This window comes from Streptomyces sp. NPDC025784, from assembly GCF_055558435.1.
This window is the reverse complement of the sequence record NZ_JBVHMN010000018.1, coordinates 1-20,545: the sequence shown is the minus strand read 5'-3', so window position 1 is coordinate 20,545 and position 20,545 is coordinate 1. Positions and strand designations below refer to the sequence as shown.

Sequence of the window (20,545 nt, the reverse complement as noted above, 5' to 3'; positions counted from 1 at the left end):
CGGCACCTCCGTCACCCCCGGTCCGCCCGCGGTGACCGACGCGGCCGGTGAGCGGATGCGGCGCTGGCGGCTCGTGCTCGGGGGCGACGAGGCGGACGGCACCGGATGCGCGCTCGCCGGGCAGGACGCGGCGATGGACGGAGCGCTCGCCGCGCTGTACGGGAAGGGGAACCAGGCGCAGTCGGGGCGGTCGCGTTCGGCGGGGCTCGGAGCGTCCGCGCCGTCGGTCGCGCGCTGGCTCGGCGACATCCGGACGTACTTCCCGTCCTCCGTCGTGCAGGTCATGCAGCGCGACGCCATCGACCGGCTCGGGCTCTCCACGCTGCTGCTGGAGCCCGAGATGCTGGAGGCGGTGGAGGCCGACGTGCACCTGGTGGGCACCCTCCTCTCGCTGAACAAGGCCATGCCGGAGACGACCAAGGAGACGGCACGGGCCGTCGTGCGCAAGGTGGTCCAGGATCTGGAGAAGCGGCTCGCCACCCGTACGCGGGCGACCCTCACCGGAGCTCTCGACCGCAGCGCCCGGATCAGCAGACCGCGTCACCACGACATCGACTGGAACCGCACGATCGCGGCCAACCTCAAGCACTATCTGCCCGAGTACCGCACGATCGTGCCCGAGCGGCTCATCGGGTACGGCCGCGCCTCGCAGTCCGTGAAGAAGGAGGTCATCCTCTGCATCGACCAGTCGGGCTCGATGGCGGCCTCCGTCGTGTACGCCTCCGTGTTCGGGGCCGTCCTCGCGTCCATGAGGTCCATCGCCACCCGCCTCGTCGTCTTCGACACCGCCGTCGTCGACCTCACCGACCAGCTCGACGACCCGGTGGACGTCCTCTTCGGAACGCAGCTCGGTGGCGGTACGGACATCAACAGGGCCCTCGCGTACTGCCAGTCCCGGATCACCAGGCCCGCAGACACGGTGGTCGTCCTCATCAGCGACCTCTACGAGGGCGGCATACGCAACGAGATGCTGAAGCGGGTCGCGGCGATGAAGGCGTCGGGAGTGCAGTTCGTGACGCTGCTCGCGCTGTCCGACGAAGGGGCACCCGCGTACGACCGCGAGCACGCGGCGGCGCTCGCGGCGCTCGACGCACCGGCGTTCGCCTGCACCCCCGACCTGTTCCCCGAGGTCATGGCGGCCGCGATCGAGAAGCGACCACTGCCGATACCGGACACCAGGTGAGCGGAATGGAAAATCCGGACATGAGTACCCATCGGTAACAGGGGACTTGCGCAACCTCGGGAGTCCCGTGCAAGGATCGACGCGGCCCAGTGCCACCTTCTTTCCCTTCGTACGGGAGGATCCTCCCCCTCTTGCCCCTGTCAGCCGTGCTGTCCGGTGCCGCTTCGCGCGTGACGCGTGAGGCGGCTGGGCGGCGTGCGCTGCAACTGGCACTGCTGATGGGTGGATTGTTCGCCGTCGCCCTTCTCTGCGGAGAGCGCGCCCAGGCCGCCGACGGGACAGTGCCCGGGCCGGCGGCGGGCGTCGTCCGGTCGACGGCGGACACGGTGCACGACGTGCTGGCGCCCCGTACCCCGGGGTCCGGACCGGAAGCGGCCCGCGCATCCGAGGGAGCCTCCGAGCCGGCGGTCACCGTCCCGGACGAAGGCCGGGCCAAGTCCTTGACCCGGTCCGAGTCCACGGCCGAGGCCAAGTCAACGGCCGAGACGGCGCCCGCGCCCGCCACGGCAGTGCCCGCGCCCGCGACACGTACGACGGACGGAACACGGGCCGCGCAGACGGCATCTGGGACACCCGCGTCGCACGGCACCCGGGCGGGCCGTCCCGCCCCCGCCGTCGACGGCGCTCTCGCCCCCGTCGCCGGGGTGGTCACGCACGTGACCGACACCGTCACCGACACCGTCCGGCACGTCGTCCAGCCGGTCGACGATCTCGTGCGGCCCGCCACCGGTGCGGTCGTGCGGCCGGTCGGTGACCTGGTGGAGACGGTCACCGGAGGACTGCCCGAGACCCCGCCGGACGCACTCCCGTCCGTACCGGTGCTTCCAGGGCTGCCGGATCTGCCCGCGCTGCCGCCCACGGGTGCGCAGCCCCTGCCGGCCGGCTCCGTGCCGCCCGCTCATGACGGGGCGGCCCAGAGCCGCCGGCCCGCCACGGCCGGGCAGCACGCGACGCGACGCCAGCACACGCCGTCCACCGCCCCGGTGTTCGGCCCCGGCGCGCACGGCGCGGACGCCTGGGCGGGTGCGGTGCGCCGCGCCCACGACGGCGTACCGGCGGTGCAGTCACCCGCGCGTCAGGCGCCCGCGGACGACACGACCGGTGCGCTGATCGACCGTTCCGCGGTCGACAACGGCGCGCCGCGGCACGGCGATCCGCACGCCATCACCCCCGTCCACGGGGCACCGCTGCGGCTCGTGCCCGGCGCCTCCGCGGTCGTGACCGCGGCCGAGACCCGGGACAGGTACCGGGACATTCCCGTTTTCCCCGGCTAGGCAGCCTTCCCCTCCCCTCCCCGCTGAGCGACCTGCCGCGCGGGGGCGGAACAGGTCTGCCCGCCGTCCGGGCACCCCTCCGAATCCCGGACGCAAGCCCAAGGAACTCACCTGAATCCACCGGATCCCACCGGTGTTCAGCGACTCCCCGGAATCTCCCGAACTCTCGGAATCCCGAAGGATCTGACGCAGCATGAACAAGAACATCCGCCGTTCCATCGTCATAGCCGCCGGCGTCACCGGCGCGTGGGCGCTCGGCTCCGCCGCCGCGAGCGCGGACGAACTGCCGGCGTCGTCCGTGTCCGCTCCCGACGCGAGCGTCGACGTGACCGACGCCGTCGGCGCGGTGACCGGCACCGTCGGCTCCGCCGTCGGGAGCGTGACGAACGACGTGCACGACGCGGTGTCCGCCGTCACCGGCGGTACCGCCGTCGACGACGTGACCTCCTCGGTCCCGGGCACCGTCGCCCAGGCCCGGGCGACGGCCGGCGACCATGTCGCGCAGGCCGCAAGCACCGCCACCGCGGCGACGACGACGGCGACCACGAAGGCACAGCACACGGCGGGGACGGCTCAGGGCGCGGCGACGACCGCCGACCACGCCCGCCGCTACGTCGAGGCCGAGGTCCCCGCCGCCACCCACCTCTCCCACGCCGGGACCGCCACCGCGCGGCACACCGCGGACACGGCGCGGCGGACCGTCGCCGACGCCGGCACCCCGCAGGGCGAGATCGACTACCTCTTCGGCCCGCTCTCGGCGTTCGCGCCGGAGGTGGAGGAGGCACTCGCCGGGGCGCAGAGCAAGCTCGCCGCCGCCCAGCGCACCGCCGCCGGCGTGCCCTCGGCCGCCCGGACCGGAGTCCGGCAGACCGTCGCCACGGCGGAGCGGACGGCCGGGAACACCACCGCCGGCGCCACGGGCACCGCGGCGCGGACGGCGACCGGAGCTCCCGCACAGGTCGGCGGCGCCGTCGGCACCGCCACCGGCATCGCGATCCCTGTGATGGACGAGACGGCCGCCTCGGCGCTGCCGCCCGTCGCCGCGACCGCCGTCCAGGGCGTCACTCCGGTGGCGGAGCACGCCGTCGGCCATGTCGCGCCGCTGGCGTACGGGGCTGTCGGGGGCGCGGCCACGCTGGCCCACGGCGCGGTGGACGGGGTGACGGCGGTGGCGTACGGCGCCACGGCCGACGCGACGGGGCTCGCGCACGGTGTCGCGGGTGACGCGGGCGGCCTCGCGTACGGCGTCGTGGGTGACGCGCAGCCGGTCGTCCACGGAGCCGTCGGCCAGGTCGTCGGCGACGCGGCCGGCTCGGTGCTGCCGCCCGTGGCCCAGGCCGCGGTGCACGGTGTCGTCCCGGTCGCCGGCCAGGCCGTCACGGACGCGGGCACGCTCGCGCACGGTGTGGGCGGTGACGTCCAGCCGTTCGCGGGCGGTGTCGTGGGGGCCGCGGGCGGGTTCGCGCACGGCGTCACGGGCCAGGTGGCCCCGTTCGCCCAGGGTGTCGTCATCGGCGACGTGCCGGCCTTCGCCGGGGGAGTGGCCGACGCGGCGCAGCCCGTCGTGGACTTCGTGCAGCCCGTGGCGGACGGGGTCGCGGGCAGCGCCACCGGGCTGGCGTACGGCGTCACGGGCGACGTGCGGCCGTTCGCGGACGGCGTGGTCGGCCAGGTCGACCCGTTCGCGACCGGTGTCGTCGCACAGACCGGTCCCTTCGCGCAGGACCTGACCGGTACCGCCGCGGCGACCGGCGGCCCGCTGGCCGGCCACGCCGTCGACGGCGTCCGGGGCGTGGCCGAGTCCGTCGCCCCGAGCTACCTGCCCGGCGCTTCGTACGGCACGTACGGGGCCTGAGGCACCCCGTCGTACGACCCGCCCGCGGCGAGGGCGGTCGTACGGCACCCGACCGACTCCTCGGGGCCGACGGACCCGGACGGCCGAAACCCGTCGGATCGTCCGACCGGAACCCCGCGGATGGGCAGAGCGGTCCCCATTGGGGTGGGGACCGCCCTGTCTGAGCCCTTCGGGGCTGTTCAAGGGGCCTCACCGGGTCAACCCCAACCCGGTGAGGCCCTGCTCATGCGGCACGCGGTGCCAGTGAGTGAGGCATCATGTGACAGGTATCACCGCTCAGGTGTGACCCGCGATTTAGGGACCCGCCGCCAGCGGCGATAACCTGCGAGACGGACATGCCGCGCGCTCGGACACCGTGTGCGCCACCCTTGTGACAGCGGACGTCACGTTGCCCTTCGCGGCACGCCCACGCATCCAACGAACCGCGAGATCACTGATAGGGACGGAAGCGCGTGGACCTGTTCGAGTACCAGGCGAGGGACCTCTTCGCCAAGCACGATGTACCGGTGCTGGCCGGTGAAGTCATCGACACGCCTGAGGCGGCCCGCGCAGCCACTGAGCGTCTCGGTGGCAAGTCCGTCGTCAAGGCCCAGGTGAAGGTCGGCGGACGTGGCAAGGCCGGTGGCGTGAAGCTCGCCGCCACCCCGGACGAGGCCGTCGCGCGTGCGACGGACATCCTCGGCATGGACATCAAGGGCCACACGGTCCACAAGGTGATGATCGCCGAGACCGCTCCGGAGATCCTGGAGGAGTACTACGTCTCCTTCCTCCTGGACCGCACCAACCGCACCTTCCTCTCCATCGCGTCCGTCGAGGGCGGCATGGAGATCGAGGAGGTGGCGGCCACTCGCCCCGACGCCGTCGCCAAGACGCCGATCGACGCCAACGAGGGTGTCACCCCGGAGAAGGCCCGCGAGATCGTCGCGGCCGCGAAGTTCCCGGCCGAGGTCGCCGACAAGGTCGCCGACGTGCTGGTGACGCTGTGGAAGACCTTCGTCGCCGAGGACGCGCTCCTCGTCGAGGTCAACCCGCTGGCGAAGGTCGCCTCCGGCGACGTCATCGCCCTGGACGGCAAGGTCTCCCTGGACGAGAACGCCGAGTTCCGTCAGCCGGAGCACGAGGCGCTGGTCGACCACGCGTCGGCCAACCCGCTCGAGGCCGCCGCCAAGGAGAAGAACCTCAACTACGTCAAGCTCGACGGCGAGGTCGGCATCATCGGCAACGGCGCGGGTCTCGTCATGAGCACCCTGGACGTCGTCGCGTACGCCGGTGAGAACCACGGTGGCGTCAAGCCCGCCAACTTCCTCGACATCGGCGGTGGCGCCTCCGCCGCGGTCATGGCGAACGGCCTTGAGATCATCCTCGGCGACCCGGACGTCAAGTCCGTCTTCGTCAACGTCTTCGGTGGCATCACCGCCTGTGACGAGGTCGCCAACGGCATCGTCCAGGCGCTCCAGCTGCTCAAGGACAAGGGCGAGGAAGTCACCAAGCCGCTGGTCGTGCGTCTCGACGGCAACAACGCCGAGCTGGGTCGCAAGATCCTGTCGGACGCCAACCACCCGCTCGTGCAGCGTGTGGACACCATGGACGGCGCGGCCGACAAGGCCGCCGAGCTGGCCGCGGCCAAGTAAGGGACGAGGGAACACCACAGCCATGGCTATCTTCCTCAACAAGGACAGCAAGGTCATCGTCCAGGGCATGACCGGTGCCACGGGCATGAAGCACACCAAGCTCATGCTGGCCGACGGCACGAACATCGTCGGTGGCGTCAACCCGCGCAAGGCGGGCACGTCCGTCGACATCGACGGCCACGAGATCCCCGTCTTCGGCTCGGTCGCCGAGGCCATGGAGAAGACCGGCGCCAACGTGTCCGTCCTCTTCGTGCCGCCGGCCTTCGCCAAGGCCGCCGTCGTCGAGGCCATCGACGCGGAGATCCCGCTCGCGGTCGTCATCACCGAGGGCATCGCCGTCCACGACTCCGCCGCCTTCTGGGCGTACGCGAAGTCGAAGGGCAACAAGACCCGCATCATCGGCCCGAACTGCCCCGGTCTCATCACCCCGGGCCAGTCCAACGCCGGCATCATCCCGGGCGACATCACCAAGCCGGGCCGCATCGGCCTGGTCTCGAAGTCCGGCACGCTGACGTACCAGATGATGTACGAGCTCCGTGACATCGGCTTCTCGTCGGCCGTCGGCATCGGTGGCGACCCGATCATCGGCACCACGCACATCGACGCGCTCGCCGCGTTCGAGGCCGACCCCGACACCGACCTGATCGTCATGATCGGTGAGATCGGCGGGGACGCCGAGGAGCGTGCGGCCGACTTCATCAAGGCCAACGTGACCAAGCCGGTCGTCGGCTACGTCGCCGGCTTCACCGCGCCCGAGGGCAAGACCATGGGCCACGCCGGCGCCATCGTCTCCGGTTCCTCCGGCACGGCCGCCGCGAAGAAGGAGGCCCTCGAGGCCGCCGGCGTCAAGGTCGGCAAGACGCCGACCGAGACGGCGAAGCTCGCGCGCGAGATCCTCGCGGGCTGAGCCCAGCAGCACCACGCGGGTGGGCCCGCACCCCTTGAGGGGGTGCGGGCCCACCCGTATGTCCGGACACGCCCCGGACGCGCCGGGAGGTCTCGTACGGGGTGTCAGCGGTCGTCCGGCACCAGCCGTCCCGGACCGCTCACCGTCTCCGACTTCAGCTTGGCGCGCAGCCGCAGCTGCTCGTCCGACAGCGGGCCCGGAGCGGAGCGGGGCGGCAGACCGTGGACGGTCTCGCCGGGCGCGAGCGGGGCCTCGTAGTGGTCCGGGGCCGTCCGCAGCGTCAGCGTCGTCGCGCCGATGAGCAGCACCGTGAACGCGATGGCGGCCCGGGTCCACCGCTCGGCGCGGCGCTCGCCGCCCCAGCGGACCGTGCGCGGCTTGGCGGCGCGCAGCCGTTCCGTGCTCGCCAGCTCGGCGAGCCGCCGGTGCAGTACGTCCGGCACCGCCAGGTCGGGCAGCCGCGTCGCGAGCGCCTCGCGCGCGTGCAGCAGCCGGTTGGCCGCGGCGGGCGTGCTCGCCTCCGTCTCGGCCGCCGTCTCCGGCAGGTCGAGCCCTACGCCGTCGTAGAGCAGCAGGGTGCGCCGGTGCACGGGCGGCAGGGTCAGCAGGGCGTCCAGGAGCGCGCGGTCGGCCGCGGCGGCGGGCGGCGGCTCCGGCTGCCGGTGGCGAGGGCGCAGCCGGTGCCACGGCGAGAGGGCGTACTCGTGCGCCGTCGCCCGTACCCACCCGGCGGGGTCCCGGTCCATGGCCACCTCGGGCCAGTTGTGCCAGGCCTGCTGGAAGGCACGCTCCACGGACTCGCGCGCCAGTTCGCGCCGCCCGGTGAGCAGATACGTCTGCCGTACGAGGGCGGGGGCGCAGAACGCGTAGAGCGCGTCGAAGGCCTGAGCGGGCGTCAGCCCGTCCGCGGGGAGCGGGCCCGGCTCTGTCCCGGGCAGGGGTGCCGGCCCCGGGGGGCCCGCGGCGTAGCCGCCCGGACCGGTGGCGGCGCCCACCAGGGCGGGCGCGGACTGCTCCTGACGGGTGGTCATCCCGAACTCGGAGGAAGCCGGTTCGGTGAGTAGTTTCGCGTACGCCTCCCGTTTGCGGCCGCGTGGCGTCGTACGGCCGGACTCCCACGAGCGCACCGTCTCGCGGGTGACGCCCACTTTCGTGGCGACCTCGGCCTGGGTCAGCGACTTGGCCTCGCGCAGGCGGCGGCGCTCCTTGGGGCCGGGCAGGGGGGTCTGAGGACTCCGCGTCACGAGGCGCCCTTTCGTACGAAAAAGTACATAGATGCATATTGAGCGACACATCCGGGGTTCGCCTGTTACGACGGGAAAGCGCGTGTCGTTGGGAGCATGGCGGGCGTGACCCACATGACCGACCGCAGGCCGCCGCTGCCGATTCTGCTCGTCCGGCTGCGCGACCGATCACCCGGACTGGGCTCCGGCCTCCTCGGCGGCGCCGTCGCGGCGGGCCTCGGGCTCGGCTCCTCCGCCGTCCTCGTCATGGCCCTGTGGATCAGCTCCCCGTACCCGGACAGCGGGCCGGGCGGGGCCCTGCATGTCGCGGCGTCCCTGTGGCTCCTCGCCCACGGTGTCGAGCTGATCCGCACCGACACCCTCTCCGGCCTGCCCATGCCGGTCGGAGTGACGCCGCTGCTCCTTCCGGCGCTGCCCCTGTGGCTGGTGCACCGGGCGGCCAGGGACGCGGCCGAGGAGGTGCGGGCGGCTCCCGCCACGGCATGGGCCGGGATCGTCGCCGGTTACCTGTCCGTCGGTACGGCCGCCGCCCTGTACGCCTCGGGCGGCGCGCTGCGGCCCTCCTGGGGATGGGTCGCGCTGTGCCTGCCGCTGCTCGCCGCGGGGGCCGCGGGGGCGGGGGTCTGGACGGCGTACGGGCACCCCCGGGGCCCGCTGCCGCCCTGGGTTTCGCGGGTCCCGGGACGCCTGCCGGCCCGTCCGGCCGCAGCCGTACGCCGTCTCGTCGCCGTCGGCGAACGGGTCCTCGGCGGCGAGGACCGGCTCCTCGGCGGTGCGCTGCGGGCCGCCGGGGCCGGGACGGCGGTGCTCGTCGGGGGCGGGGCCCTGCTCGTCGCCGTGTCTCTGGTGTGGCACGGGGGAGTGGCCCGGGACTCGTTCCTCCAGCTCACGGACGTGTGGTCGGGCCGTCTCGCCATCCTGCTGCTCTGTCTCGCGCTGGTCCCGAACGCGGCGGTCTGGGGAGCGGCCTACGGACTCGGCCCCGGGGTCGTCCTGGGCACCGGGCATGTCTCCGGGCCGCTGTCCGTGGCCGCGGCGGGACCCCGCGCCTCGACCGACCTGCTGCCCGCCTTTCCGCTGCTGGCGGCCGTGCCGGGCGAGAAGGGGCCGTTCGGCTGGGCGACCGGGGTGCTGCCCGTCGCCGCCGGGGCGACGGTCGCCTGGTTCGTGGCCGGTGTCGCGGCACCGCCGGACGGGGCGGCGCAGGAGGCCTGGTCCCGGAAGCGGACGGCGGGTGCCGCGCTGCTGGCCGCCGGACTGTGCGGCGGCGCGTTCGGCCTGCTCGTCGCGCTGGCCGGAGGGCCGCTCGGGGTGGCCGCTCTGACCGACTTCGGGCCCGTGTGGTGGCAGGTCGGGCCGGCGGCGGCGCTGTGGGCGACGGCCGTCGGCGTGCCCGTGGCGGTGGGGCTGCGGGGGCGGCGGGTGCGGCGTGGGTCGCGGGCCGCCGCCGGCGGTTCCTCCGCGGCCGGGAAGCTCCTGCGGCGCCGTCCGGCCTTCTCTCTCTTCCGGACGCCGTGGGGATGGCCGTACGGGCCGTCGCGTCCGCGACGGCGGGACGACCTGGGCGAGCCGTCGGCCGGAGTGTCCGCCGGCGGGGCCGCGGCTGCCGGCCGCGGCCCCGCCGACGACTTCGAACCGTACGACTTCCTGCCCGTGGACACCCCTGGGTCCCTGTGGGACGAGGACCCCGCAGACGCCACGGGGCCCTTCCGGCACGAACCCGCCGCGGACGCCGAGGGATTCCCCTGGTACGAGGAGGCGTCCCGTGAAGCCCGCTGGGCGGCCCTGCGCGAGGCCGCGAGACTTCCGGATCCGGCCGCTCGCGACGCCGCGGAGCGCCCGCGGCCGTCGGGGCCGGACGGCCCGGACGTGGGTGACTCCGTGGAGTCCCGGGACCGTGCCCCGGGCGACGCCGCGAGGCCGCCGGAGTCCCGGGACCCGGCTCCGCGGGACACCACGGACCTCACGGACCCCCGGTACCTGATCTCCCGCGACGCCGCGAGGCCCTCGGACCCCCGGGACCCGGCCCCGCGCGAGGCCCATGAGCCTCGGGACCCGGGCCCGGGTGACGCCGCGGAGTCCACGAACACGTGGGACGGGGAGCTGCGTGACGTCACCGGGCCGCCGGAACCCCGGGATCCGGCGTGAGGGCGTGGAACCCGCGAACCTGTGGGACGCGAAGGTGCGAGACGTCGCCGGGCCGCCGGAATTCCAGGGTGAGGTTGCGGAGGCCGATGGGACCCAGGAACCCCGGGACCCGGCACGAGGCCGGTGGGCCCTTCGGCCGCGCCCGGACGGTCCCTGACCGACGGGTTGCCGCCGGATCCGGCGGGACCGGACGGCGACGGGCGTCGCGACGCGCGGACGTCCCCGCGCCCTGGTGGGCCGGAGGTCAGCCGCTTGTGCCGAGGACGCCCCGGAGCTCCTTCGGCAGGAGGTCGTTGCAGGACTGCTTCGCCGCGTTCGTGAGCGCGTCGTTCGTGCAGGAGTAGTAGTCGCTGTACACGAGGTGCGCGGTGAACGTCGCGGCGACCATCACGATGGCGAGGGACGCGGTGACGATCCCGCTCACCGCGGCCGTCCTCTGCGGCCGCCCGCCCGCCTCGGGCGCGGGAGCGTCCGGGTCCGGCGTGCGGGGCTTGGCGCGCAGGGAGCTGCCGCCCCAGTACAGGGCGAGCGCACCGAGCAGCAGCGCCACGTACGGCCAGCTGAAGAGGGCGAAGAAGAACGCCCACATGCCGCACAGCAGCGCGTAGCGAGCGCGGCGCTGGGCCGGGTCGGTCGGGTCCCAGCGCATACCGGTGCCGGGACCGCCGCCGGGGCCCTCAGGGCCGCCCTGCCCCTGCGGGGCACCGGGCCGGTCGCCGAAGCCGCCGCCGGACGAGGGCCCGGGCTGGCGGTCGCTCCACTGGCTGCCCCACGGGGTGTACCCGCCGCCGGGCTGCCCGGAGTCGCCGTTCTCGTCGGTGTCGCCGCCGTTCGTGGGGCGTCGCGGCTGCCACGGCCGGTCGGGCGTGCCCTCCGGCGGCGGGGCGAACGGGTTGTCGTCCGAGGGCGGGGGAGGACCGTCGGGGCCGCCGTCGCCCGAGGAGCCGTTCCCGCCGGCTCGGCCGTGGCCGCCCGAGGAGCCCTGCCCACCCGCCGGCGCCTCCCCGTCCGACCGGGGCGGGGTGGGCGAAGGGCGCCGCTCGCGCAGCAGCAGCGGAGGGAGTCGGAGACTGCGGTCCGGCATCAGGTGTGCGTCTTCCCCTTGGTGGTTCTGGCGGGCGGCGTGTCCGCACGACGTCGTGCTCGCGACGCGCGCCCCGAGCGTCCTGCCCAGGGCTCGCGCCCCGGATGTCCTGCAGGGCCCGCGCCCCGGTTTCCGGGGCCCGCGCCGCGGGTGCTCCCGGGACCCGTGTCCCGGGTGTTCGTGCCCGTCCCGGGTCAACGTCCCGTGCGCGCGGGGCGTTCCCCGCGCGGGACGGTGTTCCGGGACGGATCCTTGCCGGACGTTCCCGGGTGGATCCTCCTCAGACGCTACCTTCCGGCCACGCCCCCGTCCCGTGGGGGCCGTCCGGTGTGCCGGTATCGTTGCTGACGGTCGGCCGCTTCGTAGACTTCCCCGTATCCGGGGGCGCGATGCATTCGTACGACCGTACAAACGCTTCCCCGAGAAAGGGCCCCGCCGTGGCCAAGGCCAAGCGCCTCGTCGTGCTGGTCTCCGGATCAGGTACGAACCTGCAGGCACTGCTCGACGCCGTCGCGGACGCGGGCACCGAGGGCTACGGCGCCGAGATCGTGGCCGTGGGCGCCGACCGGGAGGGCATCGAGGGACTCGCGCGCGCCGAACGGGCCGGGCTGCCGACCTTCGTCTGCAAGGTCAAGGACTACGACACCCGCGAGGAGTGGGACGCGGCGCTCGCCGGGGCGACCGCCGCGTACGAGCCCGATCTCGTCGTCTCCGCCGGGTTCATGAAGATCGTGGGGAAGGAATTCCTCGCCAGGTTCGGGGGGCGGTTCGTCAACACGCATCCCGCCCTGCTGCCCAGTTTCCCGGGAGCCCACGGCGTGCGCGACGCGCTCGCGTACGGCGCGCGGGTCACCGGATGCACCGTCCACTTCGTCGACGACGGCGTCGACACCGGGCCGATCATCGCGCAGGGCGTGGTGGAGGTCCGGGACGAGGACGACGAGAGCGCTCTGCACGAGCGCATCAAGGAAGTCGAGCGAAGGCTGCTCGTCGATGTCGTGGGGCGGCTCGCCCGCAACGGCTATCGCATTGAGGGACGAAAGGTAGTTATCCAGTGACCGCCGACAGCACAGTCACGGCCGAGAACACCGAGGGCACCAAGCGGGTCATCCGGCGCGCGCTCGTCAGCGTCTACGACAAGACCGGGCTCGAGGAGCTCGCACGCGGGCTGAACGAAGCCGGTGTCGAGCTGGTGTCCACCGGCTCCACCGCCGCGAAGATCGCCGCGGCCGGCGTCCCCGTCACCAAGGTCGAGGAGCTGACCGGCTTCCCCGAGTGCCTGGACGGCCGCGTCAAGACTCTGCACCCGAAGGTCCACGCGGGCATCCTCGCCGACCTGCGGCTGCCCGACCACCAGCGGCAGCTGGCGGAGCTGGGCGTCGAGCCGTTCGACCTCGTCGTCGTCAACCTCTACCCGTTCCGCGAGACCGTCGCCTCCGGCGCGACGCCCGACGAGTGCGTCGAGCAGATCGACATCGGCGGCCCCTCGATGGTCCGCGCCGCCGCCAAGAACCACCCCTCGGTCGCCGTGGTGACCAGCCCGGGCCGGTACGGCGACGTCCTCTCCGCCGTCAAGGGCGGCGGCTTCGACCTGCGCACCCGCAAGCGGCTCGCCGCGGAGGCCTTCCAGCACACCGCCGCGTACGACGTCGCCGTCGCCTCCTGGTTCGCGGACGACTACGCGGCCGTCGACGAGAGCGGCTTCCCCGACTTCCTGGGCGCGACCTACGAGCGCAAGAACACCCTCCGCTACGGCGAGAACCCGCACCAGGGTGCCGCGCTGTACGTCGACGGCACGGGCGGCCTCGCCGAGGCCGAGCAGCTGCACGGCAAGGAGATGTCGTACAACAACTACACGGACACGGACGCCGCGCGCCGTGCCGCGTACGACCACACCGACCCGTGCGTCGCGATCATCAAGCACGCCAACCCGTGCGGCATCGCCGTCGCGTCGAACGTCGCGGAGGCGCACCGCAAGGCGCACGCCTGCGACCCGCTGTCCGCGTTCGGCGGTGTGATCGCCGTCAACCGGCCGGTGACGAAGGAGATGGCCGAGCAGGTCGCCGAGATCTTCACCGAGGTCATCGTCGCGCCCGAGTACGAGGACGGCGCCCTCGAAGCCCTCACCAAGAAGAAGAACATCCGCGTGCTGCGCGCCCACCGGGCTCCCGCGAACCCGGTCGAGGTCAAGCAGATCGACGGCGGCGCGCTGCTCCAGGTCACCGACCGCCTCCAGGCCGACGGCGACAACCCGGCGAGCTGGACCCTCGCGACCGGTGAGGCGCTCGGCCAGGGCGAGCTCGACGAGCTGGCCTTCGCCTGGCGTGCCTGCCGCGCGGTGAAGTCCAACGCGATCCTGCTCGCCAAGGACGGTGCCTCCGTCGGTGTCGGCATGGGCCAGGTCAACCGCGTCGACTCCGCGAAGCTCGCGGTGGAGCGGGCCGGCGCCGAGCGCGCCCGCGGCTCGTACGCCGCCTCCGACGCGTTCTTCCCGTTCCCCGACGGTCTGGAGATCCTGGCCGAGGCGGGCGTCAAGGCCGTGGTCCAGCCCGGCGGTTCGGTCCGTGACGAGCTGGTCGTGGAGGCCGCGAAGAAGGCGGGCATCACGATGTACTTCACGGGCACGCGCCACTTCTTCCACTGACGGACGCCAGGGCGCGGCAGCGGCGACGGCCGCGCCCGGCGGCGACACCACGGCCTCCGGCCTTCCCTCCGGGAAGCCGGAGGCCGTGCCCGTCGCCGGGACGGCCAGTGCGGGCCGAGCCGGTCCACGACCTGGTCGACGGTGGGGAGCGGTCCGGCAGGCGCTGTGCGCGGTGCTCTCGCCGGCCGCGCGGGAGGTTCCCTCGTGGGCGATCGTCAGGCCGTCGCCCGCCGGGGAGCGTCCGAAGGCGAGGTGCTCGCCCGGAGCGAGCCGGAGTTGGGGGGCTCGTGCTCGCCCTCCGTGGCCGGCGGAGGTACCACGATGATGCTGTGCGAGGTCCGTCTCCCGTGCACGTGCGGCTACGGGATTCGGGGGAGGCAGAAGCACCAGGGCCGTGTCGCCCCCTTGCGCGGGTGAGACACGGCCCTTGGAGCGGATGGCGTGAACTGTTCAGTGCTGCGAACTCGACGCCTGCGCCGAGGCGTTCAGTAGCGCGGGCGGGCGAACCAGGCGGTGCCGCTCGAGACGACGGGAGCGGCCGTGATGATGGCGGCGAAGACCACCCAGATCAGCGGGAAGATGACGGCGGAGGCCATGCCCGAGTCGAGACCGACGAAGAGCATGATCAGACCGACGATCCCGCCGAGCGCGCCGTAGATGACGGTGGTGATGCGGACGCCCTGGCCGCCCCGGCCGAACTTCACGCCGAGCGTGATGGACAGGGCCGCGAGGCCCGCGGCGATCAGCGCGATGAGCACGAGGACGCCGGTGGCGATGTCGGCGCCGTCGCTGAAGCTGCTGAACACGTCGTCGTTCGACGAGCTGTAGCTGTCCGCCGTGTTCGAGACGTCGTTGGCGATGGCGGCCACGTAGAACCAGCCGAGCGCCGCGAGGATCTGCACCGCGGAGATGATGAACAGGAAGACGCGGGCCGTGACCAACAGGCCCGGCATCGTCTGCGGAAGCATCTGGTTCGAGCCCGGGTAGCCGGGGTACGCCGGCTGCTGCGGGTATCCGTAGCCCTGCGGGGGTACGCCGGGAGCCTGGGGGTAGCCGTAGCCGGGAGCGGCCGGAGGCTGCTGGGGCGGCTGCCCGTAGGGGTTGTTCGGGTCGCCGAAACTCATGGCGGGTGTTCCTCCGTTGCCTGGTGCGGGGACGACGCGGGGCACGGTCGGAGGAATTTTCTACAGAGCGGTCCGTCCCCCCGGTACTGCCCGCGGCACTGTGCTGCTCATGGTTCTTTAAGCCCCTCTTACTTGTCCAGCCACATTCCCTATGTGTTGTGCAAGTGCAACATCAGTGATCATGGCGGGACATTGTCCCGGCCGCCGTCGGCGGGCCGCCGGGTGCCCGGATTGGAACCATGACCGGGTCATCCGCGAGGATGGAGCCATGACCGCCCAGATTCTCGATGGCAAGGCGACCGCAGCCGCGATCAAGTCCGATCTGACCGCCCGCGTGGCGGCCCTGAAGGAGAAGGGCGTCACGCCCGGCCTCGGGACGATCCTGGTCGGGGACGACCCCGGCAGCCAGAAGTACGTCGCGGGCAAGCACCGCGACTGCGCCCAGGTCGGCATCGCCTCCATCCAGCGCGAACTGCCCGCGACCGCCACGCAGGAGGAGATCGAGGCGGTGGTGCGGGAACTGAACGAGGACCCCGCCTGCACCGGCTACATCGTCCAGCTGCCGCTCCCCAAGGGCATCGACGAGAACCGCATCCTGGAGCTGATGGACCCGGACAAGGACGCGGACGGCCTGCACCCGATGAACCTCGGCCGTCTCGTGCTGAACGAGCCGGCCCCGCTGCCCTGCACCCCCAACGGCGTCCTGACCCTGCTGCGGCGGTACGGCGTGGAGATCAAGGGCGCGGAGGTCGTGGTCGTCGGCCGCGGCGTGACCATCGGGCGCCCCATGCCGCTGCTGCTGACCCGGCGCAGCGAGAACGCCACGGTCACCCAGTGCCACACCGGCACCCGCGACCTCTCCGCGCACCTCAAGCGCGCCGACATCATCGTCGCCGCGGCGGGCTCCGCGCACCTCATCAGGGCCGAGGACGTGAAGCCGGGCGCGGCCGTCCTCGACGTCGGTGTCTCGCGCAGCGCCGAGGGCAAGATCGTCGGCGATGTGCACCCGGACGTCGCCGAGGTCGCGGCGTGGATCTCCCCGAACCCGGGCGGCGTCGGCCCGATGACCCGCGCCCAGTTGCTCGTCAACGTGGTGGAGGCGGCGGAGCGCAGTGTCGGCTGAGCGAGGCTCCGAGGACAGCGAGGCGCGCGGCGCGCGGAGCGCCGGCGCCGACTCGGCCGTCGAGGACGCCGAGGAGACCGTGCGGGACGCCATCAGCGCGCCCGACGCCGAGGGCAGGCCGCGGCGGACCACGCGCCGCTTCCCGCTGTTCACCCGGGACACCGCGCGCCCCGAGGGCGGCGGCCGGGCCGCGCCCGGGGACGCCCCCGCGCCCGCCCGGCAGTGGCCGATCCTCGCCGTGCTGTCGGCCGTGGGTCTCGGACTGCTGCTGACCGCGCTCGACGTGTTCCGCTTCGGCACGATCCTGATCGGCGCCGCGCTGCTGGCCGGCGCGGTGATGCGCTGGATGCTGCCCGACGTGGGCATGCTCGCGGTCCGCTCCCGCTTCACCGACATGGTCACGTACGGCGTGCTGGGTGTCGCGATCGTGCTGCTCGCGATGATGGCGCAACCGAGCCCGTGGCTGGTGATCCCGTTCCTGGACGACACGCTGCACTTCACGGTGCGCTGAGTCCGGGGTCCGCGTACGACGGTGGCCCGCGCCTCCCCCGGAGGGTGCGGGCCACCGTGCTTTCGGGGCGGTCGTCGCCGGGGCGAGGGCGAGGCCGCCGCCCAGCAGGGCCACCGTGGCCAGGCCTGCGGCGAGGCGTCCGCGGGTGCTTGTGCGGGTGCCCGGGGCGGTGCTCCCGGACTTGCTTGCGGACGTTGTGGACGTGCCGGTGGTCGGGCCGGTCCCGTACGGTGCGGGGCCGGTGGTCGGTCCCGCGTTGTGCGGTCGGGGCCGGTGGTCGGGCCGGTCCCGCGTTGTGTGGTGCGGGGCCGGTGGTCGGCCCCTGTTGTGGTCACCGAACGTACGGGCCTGCTCGTGCCCTCCGCGTCCGGCGACGGTTTGAATTCCCGCACCGTCCCCCGCGGTAGGCCCGCGGTTCCTGCAACTATCGCGGTACCGCGAAAGGTTGACGCCGGGCCGGGGAAGCGGCGCTACGCTGCGCCGATGCGCTTCCGGCCGCCCCGGCCGTTCGCCGTCGACACGCTGATCGCGCTCGCCATGGTCTGCGTGGCCGTGCTGCTCGGGCAGGAGTCGGCGAAGCAGAGCTGGCCGGCGCTCGACGGACCGGCCTGCGCGCTGGTCGTCCTCGCGCATCTGCCCGTCGCCTTCCGCGGCCGGGCACCGCTTGTCGTCTCCGGCACGGTCGAGGCGGTGGCCTTCGGCTACGTCACCCTGGGCTACCGGCCCGTCGTGTGCACCTTCGGCCCGATGCTCGCGCTCTACACCGTGGCGTCGGTGCGGCAGGCCCGTACCACCGCCCTCTGCGCCGGGCTGCTCGTCACCATGTGGGTCTACGCCGGACTGGTCAGCGACAGCGACGCCATGGCCTCCGTCGTCGCACAGGCCCTGCTGTTCTCCGCCGTGCTGTGCCGTTTCGGCTTCCTGGCCCGGCGCTCCGCCGAACTCACCCGCCGACTGCGCACGGAGCAGGCCGAGCGGGCGCGCCGCGAAGTCGCCGCGGAACGCGGACGCATGGCCCGCGAACTGCGGCCTCGCCCGGTTCGTCTTCGACGCCGACCCGGCCACGGCCCGTGCCGCGCTCGGCACCATCGCGGACACCAGCGGCGAGGCCCTCGACGAACTGCGCCGCATGCTCCAGGTGTTGCGCGAGGAGGACCTCGAGGAACGCGACGGGAGCCCGGCCGCGCCCATGCCCGGACTGGCACGCCTCGGTGACCTCGTCGAGCGGGTGCGCGCCGGGGGCGTACCCGTCGCGCTGCACGTCCGGGGCACCCCGCGCCCGCTCGCCCCCGGCGTCGAACTCTGCGCCTGCCGCGTCGTCCAGGAGGCCCTCACCAACATCCTGAAGCACGCCCGGCACGCCACCGCGTCCGTCCGACCTCGACGAGTACGTGTACGGGGCACTACGGGCCGGTGCCTCGGGGTTCCTGCTCAAGGACTCCGGGCCCGAGCGGCTGCTCGCCGCGGTGGCCGCCGTCGGCGGGGGCGACACGCTCTTCGCGCCCAGCGTCACCCGGCGCCTGGTCGAGGCGTTCGCCCGGCAGGCGGGGCCGCCCCGGACGCCGCGCCGCCGCCGGACCTCGCCGCGCTGACCTCGCGCGAGCTGGAGGTCCTGAAGCCCATCGCGGGCGGTCTGTCCAACCTGGAGATCGCCGACCGCCTCTACATCAGTGAGGCGACCGTCAAGACCCATCTCAACCGCACGATGACCAAGCTCGACCTGGACAGCAGGGCGCAGGCGGTCGTGGTCGCCTATGAGACCGGGCTGGTCACGCCCCGGGGCTGAGCGCGGCGGGGCGGTGCGGCTCCGGGCGGAGCCGGGGCGGGGCGCGTGGGTGCGGCAGCGCCCGGACCGGGGTGGGTGCGAGAGCGGCCCGTCCTCTCCCCCGAGTAAGGACGGGCCGCGGCCGGGCGGGTGTTCCGCCCTGGGTCAACCCTTGTGCACCGCCGACGGGCTCTTCAACACCTGGCAGTTCGCTGTGGCACGGAAGTGACCATTCCGGTACGGAGTCCGCGTTGAGCTCCGGGAACCGCGGTCCGGCGGCGAGTGGCGTCCGGTTCTCGCTCCCGTCCCGCCGCTCCACTGCGTCCCGCCGTCCGCGGCGGTGCCGTCGCTGACGGGGGAGCCGAGTGCTTCCGTGGTCCCTGAGGTCGCTCTTGTGTTCCCGTTGTGTCGATGTCTTGACAAGTTGGAGGATGTGCGCTGATCCACGGCAACAGCCGGGATAACGTGGGCAATCCGGGCGGTTGGGGCGTCCTGGTGGGGGCAGGGGGTTCGGCCGGTCGTACAAGATGCCGGTGGGACACTGGACCGCGGTCCGGCGGGCGTGCAACGGTGCATGCCCCGGTTCGATGCTCCCGTGCGCCCCCATCCCGGGAACTGAGATCCTGACCGGGCGCATCCCTGTGGGTAGCCAGAACGGGGACTCGGCGGTGGCGCCGTGCGCAGGGGGAACAGTCGTGCACGTACGGGGGGAAAGAGGGGGGAAGCAATGCCTCGTTGGAGGGCCTTGCCGGATGAACTCGATCCGCAGGTCAAGGAGTTCGCCAGTCAGTTGCGCCGGCTCGTGGACCGGAGCGGTCTGAGCGTCGCCGCTGTGGCCGACCGTACGGGCTACAGCAAGACGTCCTGGGAGCGATACCTCAACGGACGGCTTCTCGCGCCCAAGGGTGCGATCGTCGCGCTCGCCGAGGTGACCGGGACGAATCCCGTCCATCTGACGACCATGTGGGAGCTGGCCGAGCGTGCGTGGAGCCGCTCGGAGATGCGTCACGACATGACCATGGAGGCGATCCGGATCTCCCAGGCGCGTGCCGCGCTCGGTGAGTTCGGGCCGGGGCCGGGGTCGGCTCCGGGCAAGGGGGGAAACGGGCGGCAGGCCACGCGCAAGGGCGGCAGTGCGACCGTGACGCCCGGCGTTGCCGGGCCCGCGGGGGTGTCGCCCACGGTGCCGTCGTCCGGGTCGTCCGGCTCGTCGGGGTCTTCTGTGTCCTCCGTGCCCGTGCAGCCGACCGGGCCGGACGCGGGCGAGTCGTCCTCGTACGGGAGTGGTGCGCGGGGCGGCAGTTGGGGAGTCGTTCCCTCGCCGTCGGATCCGGTGGGGCGGTACGGGCCCTCGGCGTCGGCCGGACCGGCGCGGCCCGGTGGACCGGCGGGGCCGGCGGGGTCGGGTGGGCCTCAGGACGCGCGGCCCGGGGGAGGGCGCCGTGCTGCGGCGGACGGGGCGCGGCGGAAGCGGCGGCTGACGATGTTCCTCGCAGGGGTCGTGGGGGCGCTCGTGGTGGTCGCTGTGGCCGTGTTCCTCACCAGCGGGGACGACAAGAAGGAGGCGGGCGGTACGCCGAAGTCGCCCGCGACCTCCGCGGCCGCCAATCCCGATCTGCCGGCCGGGGTCAAGTGCAGCGGCGCCGAGTGCACCGGCAAGGACCCGGAGAACATGGGCTGCGGCGGCGAACTGGCCCGGACGACGTCCAGCGCGACGGTCGGTACGGCGCTCGTCGAGGTGCGCTACAGCAAGACCTGCGGTGCTGCCTGGGCCCGCATCACCCAGGCCGCGGCCGGTGACCAGGTGGACGTTTCCTCGGGCGGCGCGGCGAAGCAGACCGGGTCGGTCCAGGCGGACACGGACGCCTACACACCGATGGTGGCGGTGAAGGACGCGGGCGACGCGACGGCGTGCGCGACGCTGAAGTCCGGGCAGAAGGGCTGCACGAAGTAGCGGTTGCTGTCGTTCCGTTTCGCCGTCTGTGCGGTGGGTGGGTCGGGGCCGTGCCGGTGATCCGCCCGTTGCAGCCCTCGTGTGGTCCGGTGTGTCGG

General features: G+C 73.4%; 14 protein-coding genes and 2 pseudogenes. 13 read left to right on the top strand and 3 right to left on the bottom strand.

What is annotated here, in order from left to right; genetic code table 11:
* Positions 1-55: 55 nt before the first annotated feature.
* From ACZ4IF_RS32770 to sucD, 5 genes are all read left to right on the top strand, one after another.
* Entirely contained in the window at positions 56-1,183 is a 1,128-nt protein-coding gene (locus ACZ4IF_RS32770; RefSeq protein WP_467569745.1) for a VWA domain-containing protein, read from the top strand.
* 131 nt (positions 1,184-1,314) lie between these two features.
* Positions 1,315-2,457, top strand: a complete 1,143-nt coding sequence (locus tag ACZ4IF_RS32765) for a hypothetical protein (protein ID WP_467569432.1) — start codon at positions 1,315-1,317, stop codon at positions 2,455-2,457.
* Positions 2,458-2,650: 193 nt separating this feature from the next.
* Positions 2,651-4,312 (top strand): hypothetical protein, encoded by a 1,662-nt coding sequence (locus tag ACZ4IF_RS32760; RefSeq protein WP_467569429.1) that lies wholly within the window; start codon positions 2,651-2,653, stop codon positions 4,310-4,312.
* 452 nt (positions 4,313-4,764) lie between these two features.
* Positions 4,765-5,943 (top strand): ADP-forming succinate--CoA ligase subunit beta, encoded by a 1,179-nt coding sequence (gene sucC / locus ACZ4IF_RS32755; protein ID WP_359494112.1) that lies wholly within the window; start codon positions 4,765-4,767, stop codon positions 5,941-5,943.
* Positions 5,944-5,965: 22 nt separating this feature from the next.
* Positions 5,966-6,850, top strand: a complete 885-nt coding sequence (sucD, locus tag ACZ4IF_RS32750; RefSeq protein WP_028805502.1) for a succinate--CoA ligase subunit alpha — start codon at positions 5,966-5,968, stop codon at positions 6,848-6,850.
* Positions 6,851-6,954: 104 nt separating this feature from the next.
* Here the strand turns inward: sucD and ACZ4IF_RS32745 are convergent, their stop codons facing one another.
* The gene (locus ACZ4IF_RS32745; RefSeq protein WP_467569425.1) at positions 6,955-8,094 is read right to left on the bottom strand and encodes a helix-turn-helix domain-containing protein; all 1,140 of its coding nucleotides are present in this window, start codon (positions 8,092-8,094) and stop codon (positions 6,955-6,957) included.
* 96 nt (positions 8,095-8,190) lie between these two features.
* On the opposite strand from ACZ4IF_RS32745, the gene ACZ4IF_RS32740 reads away from it, so the two are divergent.
* Positions 8,191-10,242 carry a cell division protein PerM gene (locus ACZ4IF_RS32740; protein ID WP_467569422.1) on the top strand — a complete coding sequence of 684 codons (2,052 nt, stop codon included), beginning with the start codon at positions 8,191-8,193 and terminating at the stop codon, positions 10,240-10,242.
* A 244-nt stretch (positions 10,243-10,486) separates the two neighbouring features.
* Here the strand turns inward: ACZ4IF_RS32740 and ACZ4IF_RS32735 are convergent, their stop codons facing one another.
* Positions 10,487-11,326 carry a hypothetical protein gene (locus ACZ4IF_RS32735; RefSeq protein WP_467569419.1) on the bottom strand — a complete coding sequence of 280 codons (840 nt, stop codon included), beginning with the start codon at positions 11,324-11,326 and terminating at the stop codon, positions 10,487-10,489.
* Between the two features lie 389 nt (positions 11,327-11,715).
* Here ACZ4IF_RS32735 and purN point away from each other — a divergent pair, with 389 nt between their 5' ends.
* Entirely contained in the window at positions 11,716-12,384 is a 669-nt protein-coding gene (gene purN, locus ACZ4IF_RS32730) for a phosphoribosylglycinamide formyltransferase (protein WP_095936308.1), read from the top strand.
* Entirely contained in the window at positions 12,381-13,970 is a 1,590-nt protein-coding gene (gene purH / locus ACZ4IF_RS32725; protein ID WP_467569416.1) for a bifunctional phosphoribosylaminoimidazolecarboxamide formyltransferase/IMP cyclohydrolase, read from the top strand. Before purN ends, purH begins: the two co-directional genes overlap by 4 nt.
* 485 nt (positions 13,971-14,455) lie before the next feature.
* On the opposite strand, the gene ACZ4IF_RS32720 is transcribed toward purH, so the two are convergent.
* Positions 14,456-15,094 (bottom strand): hypothetical protein, encoded by a 639-nt coding sequence (locus ACZ4IF_RS32720; protein WP_467569413.1) that lies wholly within the window; start codon positions 15,092-15,094, stop codon positions 14,456-14,458.
* A gap of 268 nt (positions 15,095-15,362) precedes the next feature.
* Here ACZ4IF_RS32720 and ACZ4IF_RS32715 point away from each other — a divergent pair, with 268 nt between their 5' ends.
* The 5 genes and pseudogenes from ACZ4IF_RS32715 (at position 15,363) to ACZ4IF_RS32695 (ending at position 20,447) form a co-directional block, all read left to right on the top strand.
* Positions 15,363-16,217: a bifunctional methylenetetrahydrofolate dehydrogenase/methenyltetrahydrofolate cyclohydrolase gene (locus ACZ4IF_RS32715; RefSeq protein WP_028805509.1), complete on the top strand. Its 855-nt coding sequence runs from the start codon at positions 15,363-15,365 to the stop codon at positions 16,215-16,217.
* Positions 16,207-16,728, top strand: coding sequence for a DUF3017 domain-containing protein (locus ACZ4IF_RS32710; protein WP_425589327.1), 522 nt, complete (start codon positions 16,207-16,209; stop codon positions 16,726-16,728). The genes ACZ4IF_RS32715 and ACZ4IF_RS32710 overlap by 11 nt, the downstream gene beginning before the upstream one ends.
* Before the next feature lie 664 nt (positions 16,729-17,392).
* Positions 17,393-17,827: pseudogene (locus tag ACZ4IF_RS32705) on the top strand (hypothetical protein); the annotation flags it as partial.
* A 277-nt stretch (positions 17,828-18,104) separates the two neighbouring features.
* Positions 18,105-18,514: pseudogene (locus tag ACZ4IF_RS32700) on the top strand (LuxR C-terminal-related transcriptional regulator); the annotation flags it as partial.
* 706 nt (positions 18,515-19,220) lie between these two features.
* Positions 19,221-20,447 (top strand): helix-turn-helix domain-containing protein, encoded by a 1,227-nt coding sequence (locus ACZ4IF_RS32695; RefSeq protein WP_467569409.1) that lies wholly within the window; start codon positions 19,221-19,223, stop codon positions 20,445-20,447.
* Positions 20,448-20,545: the final 98 nt, after the last annotated feature.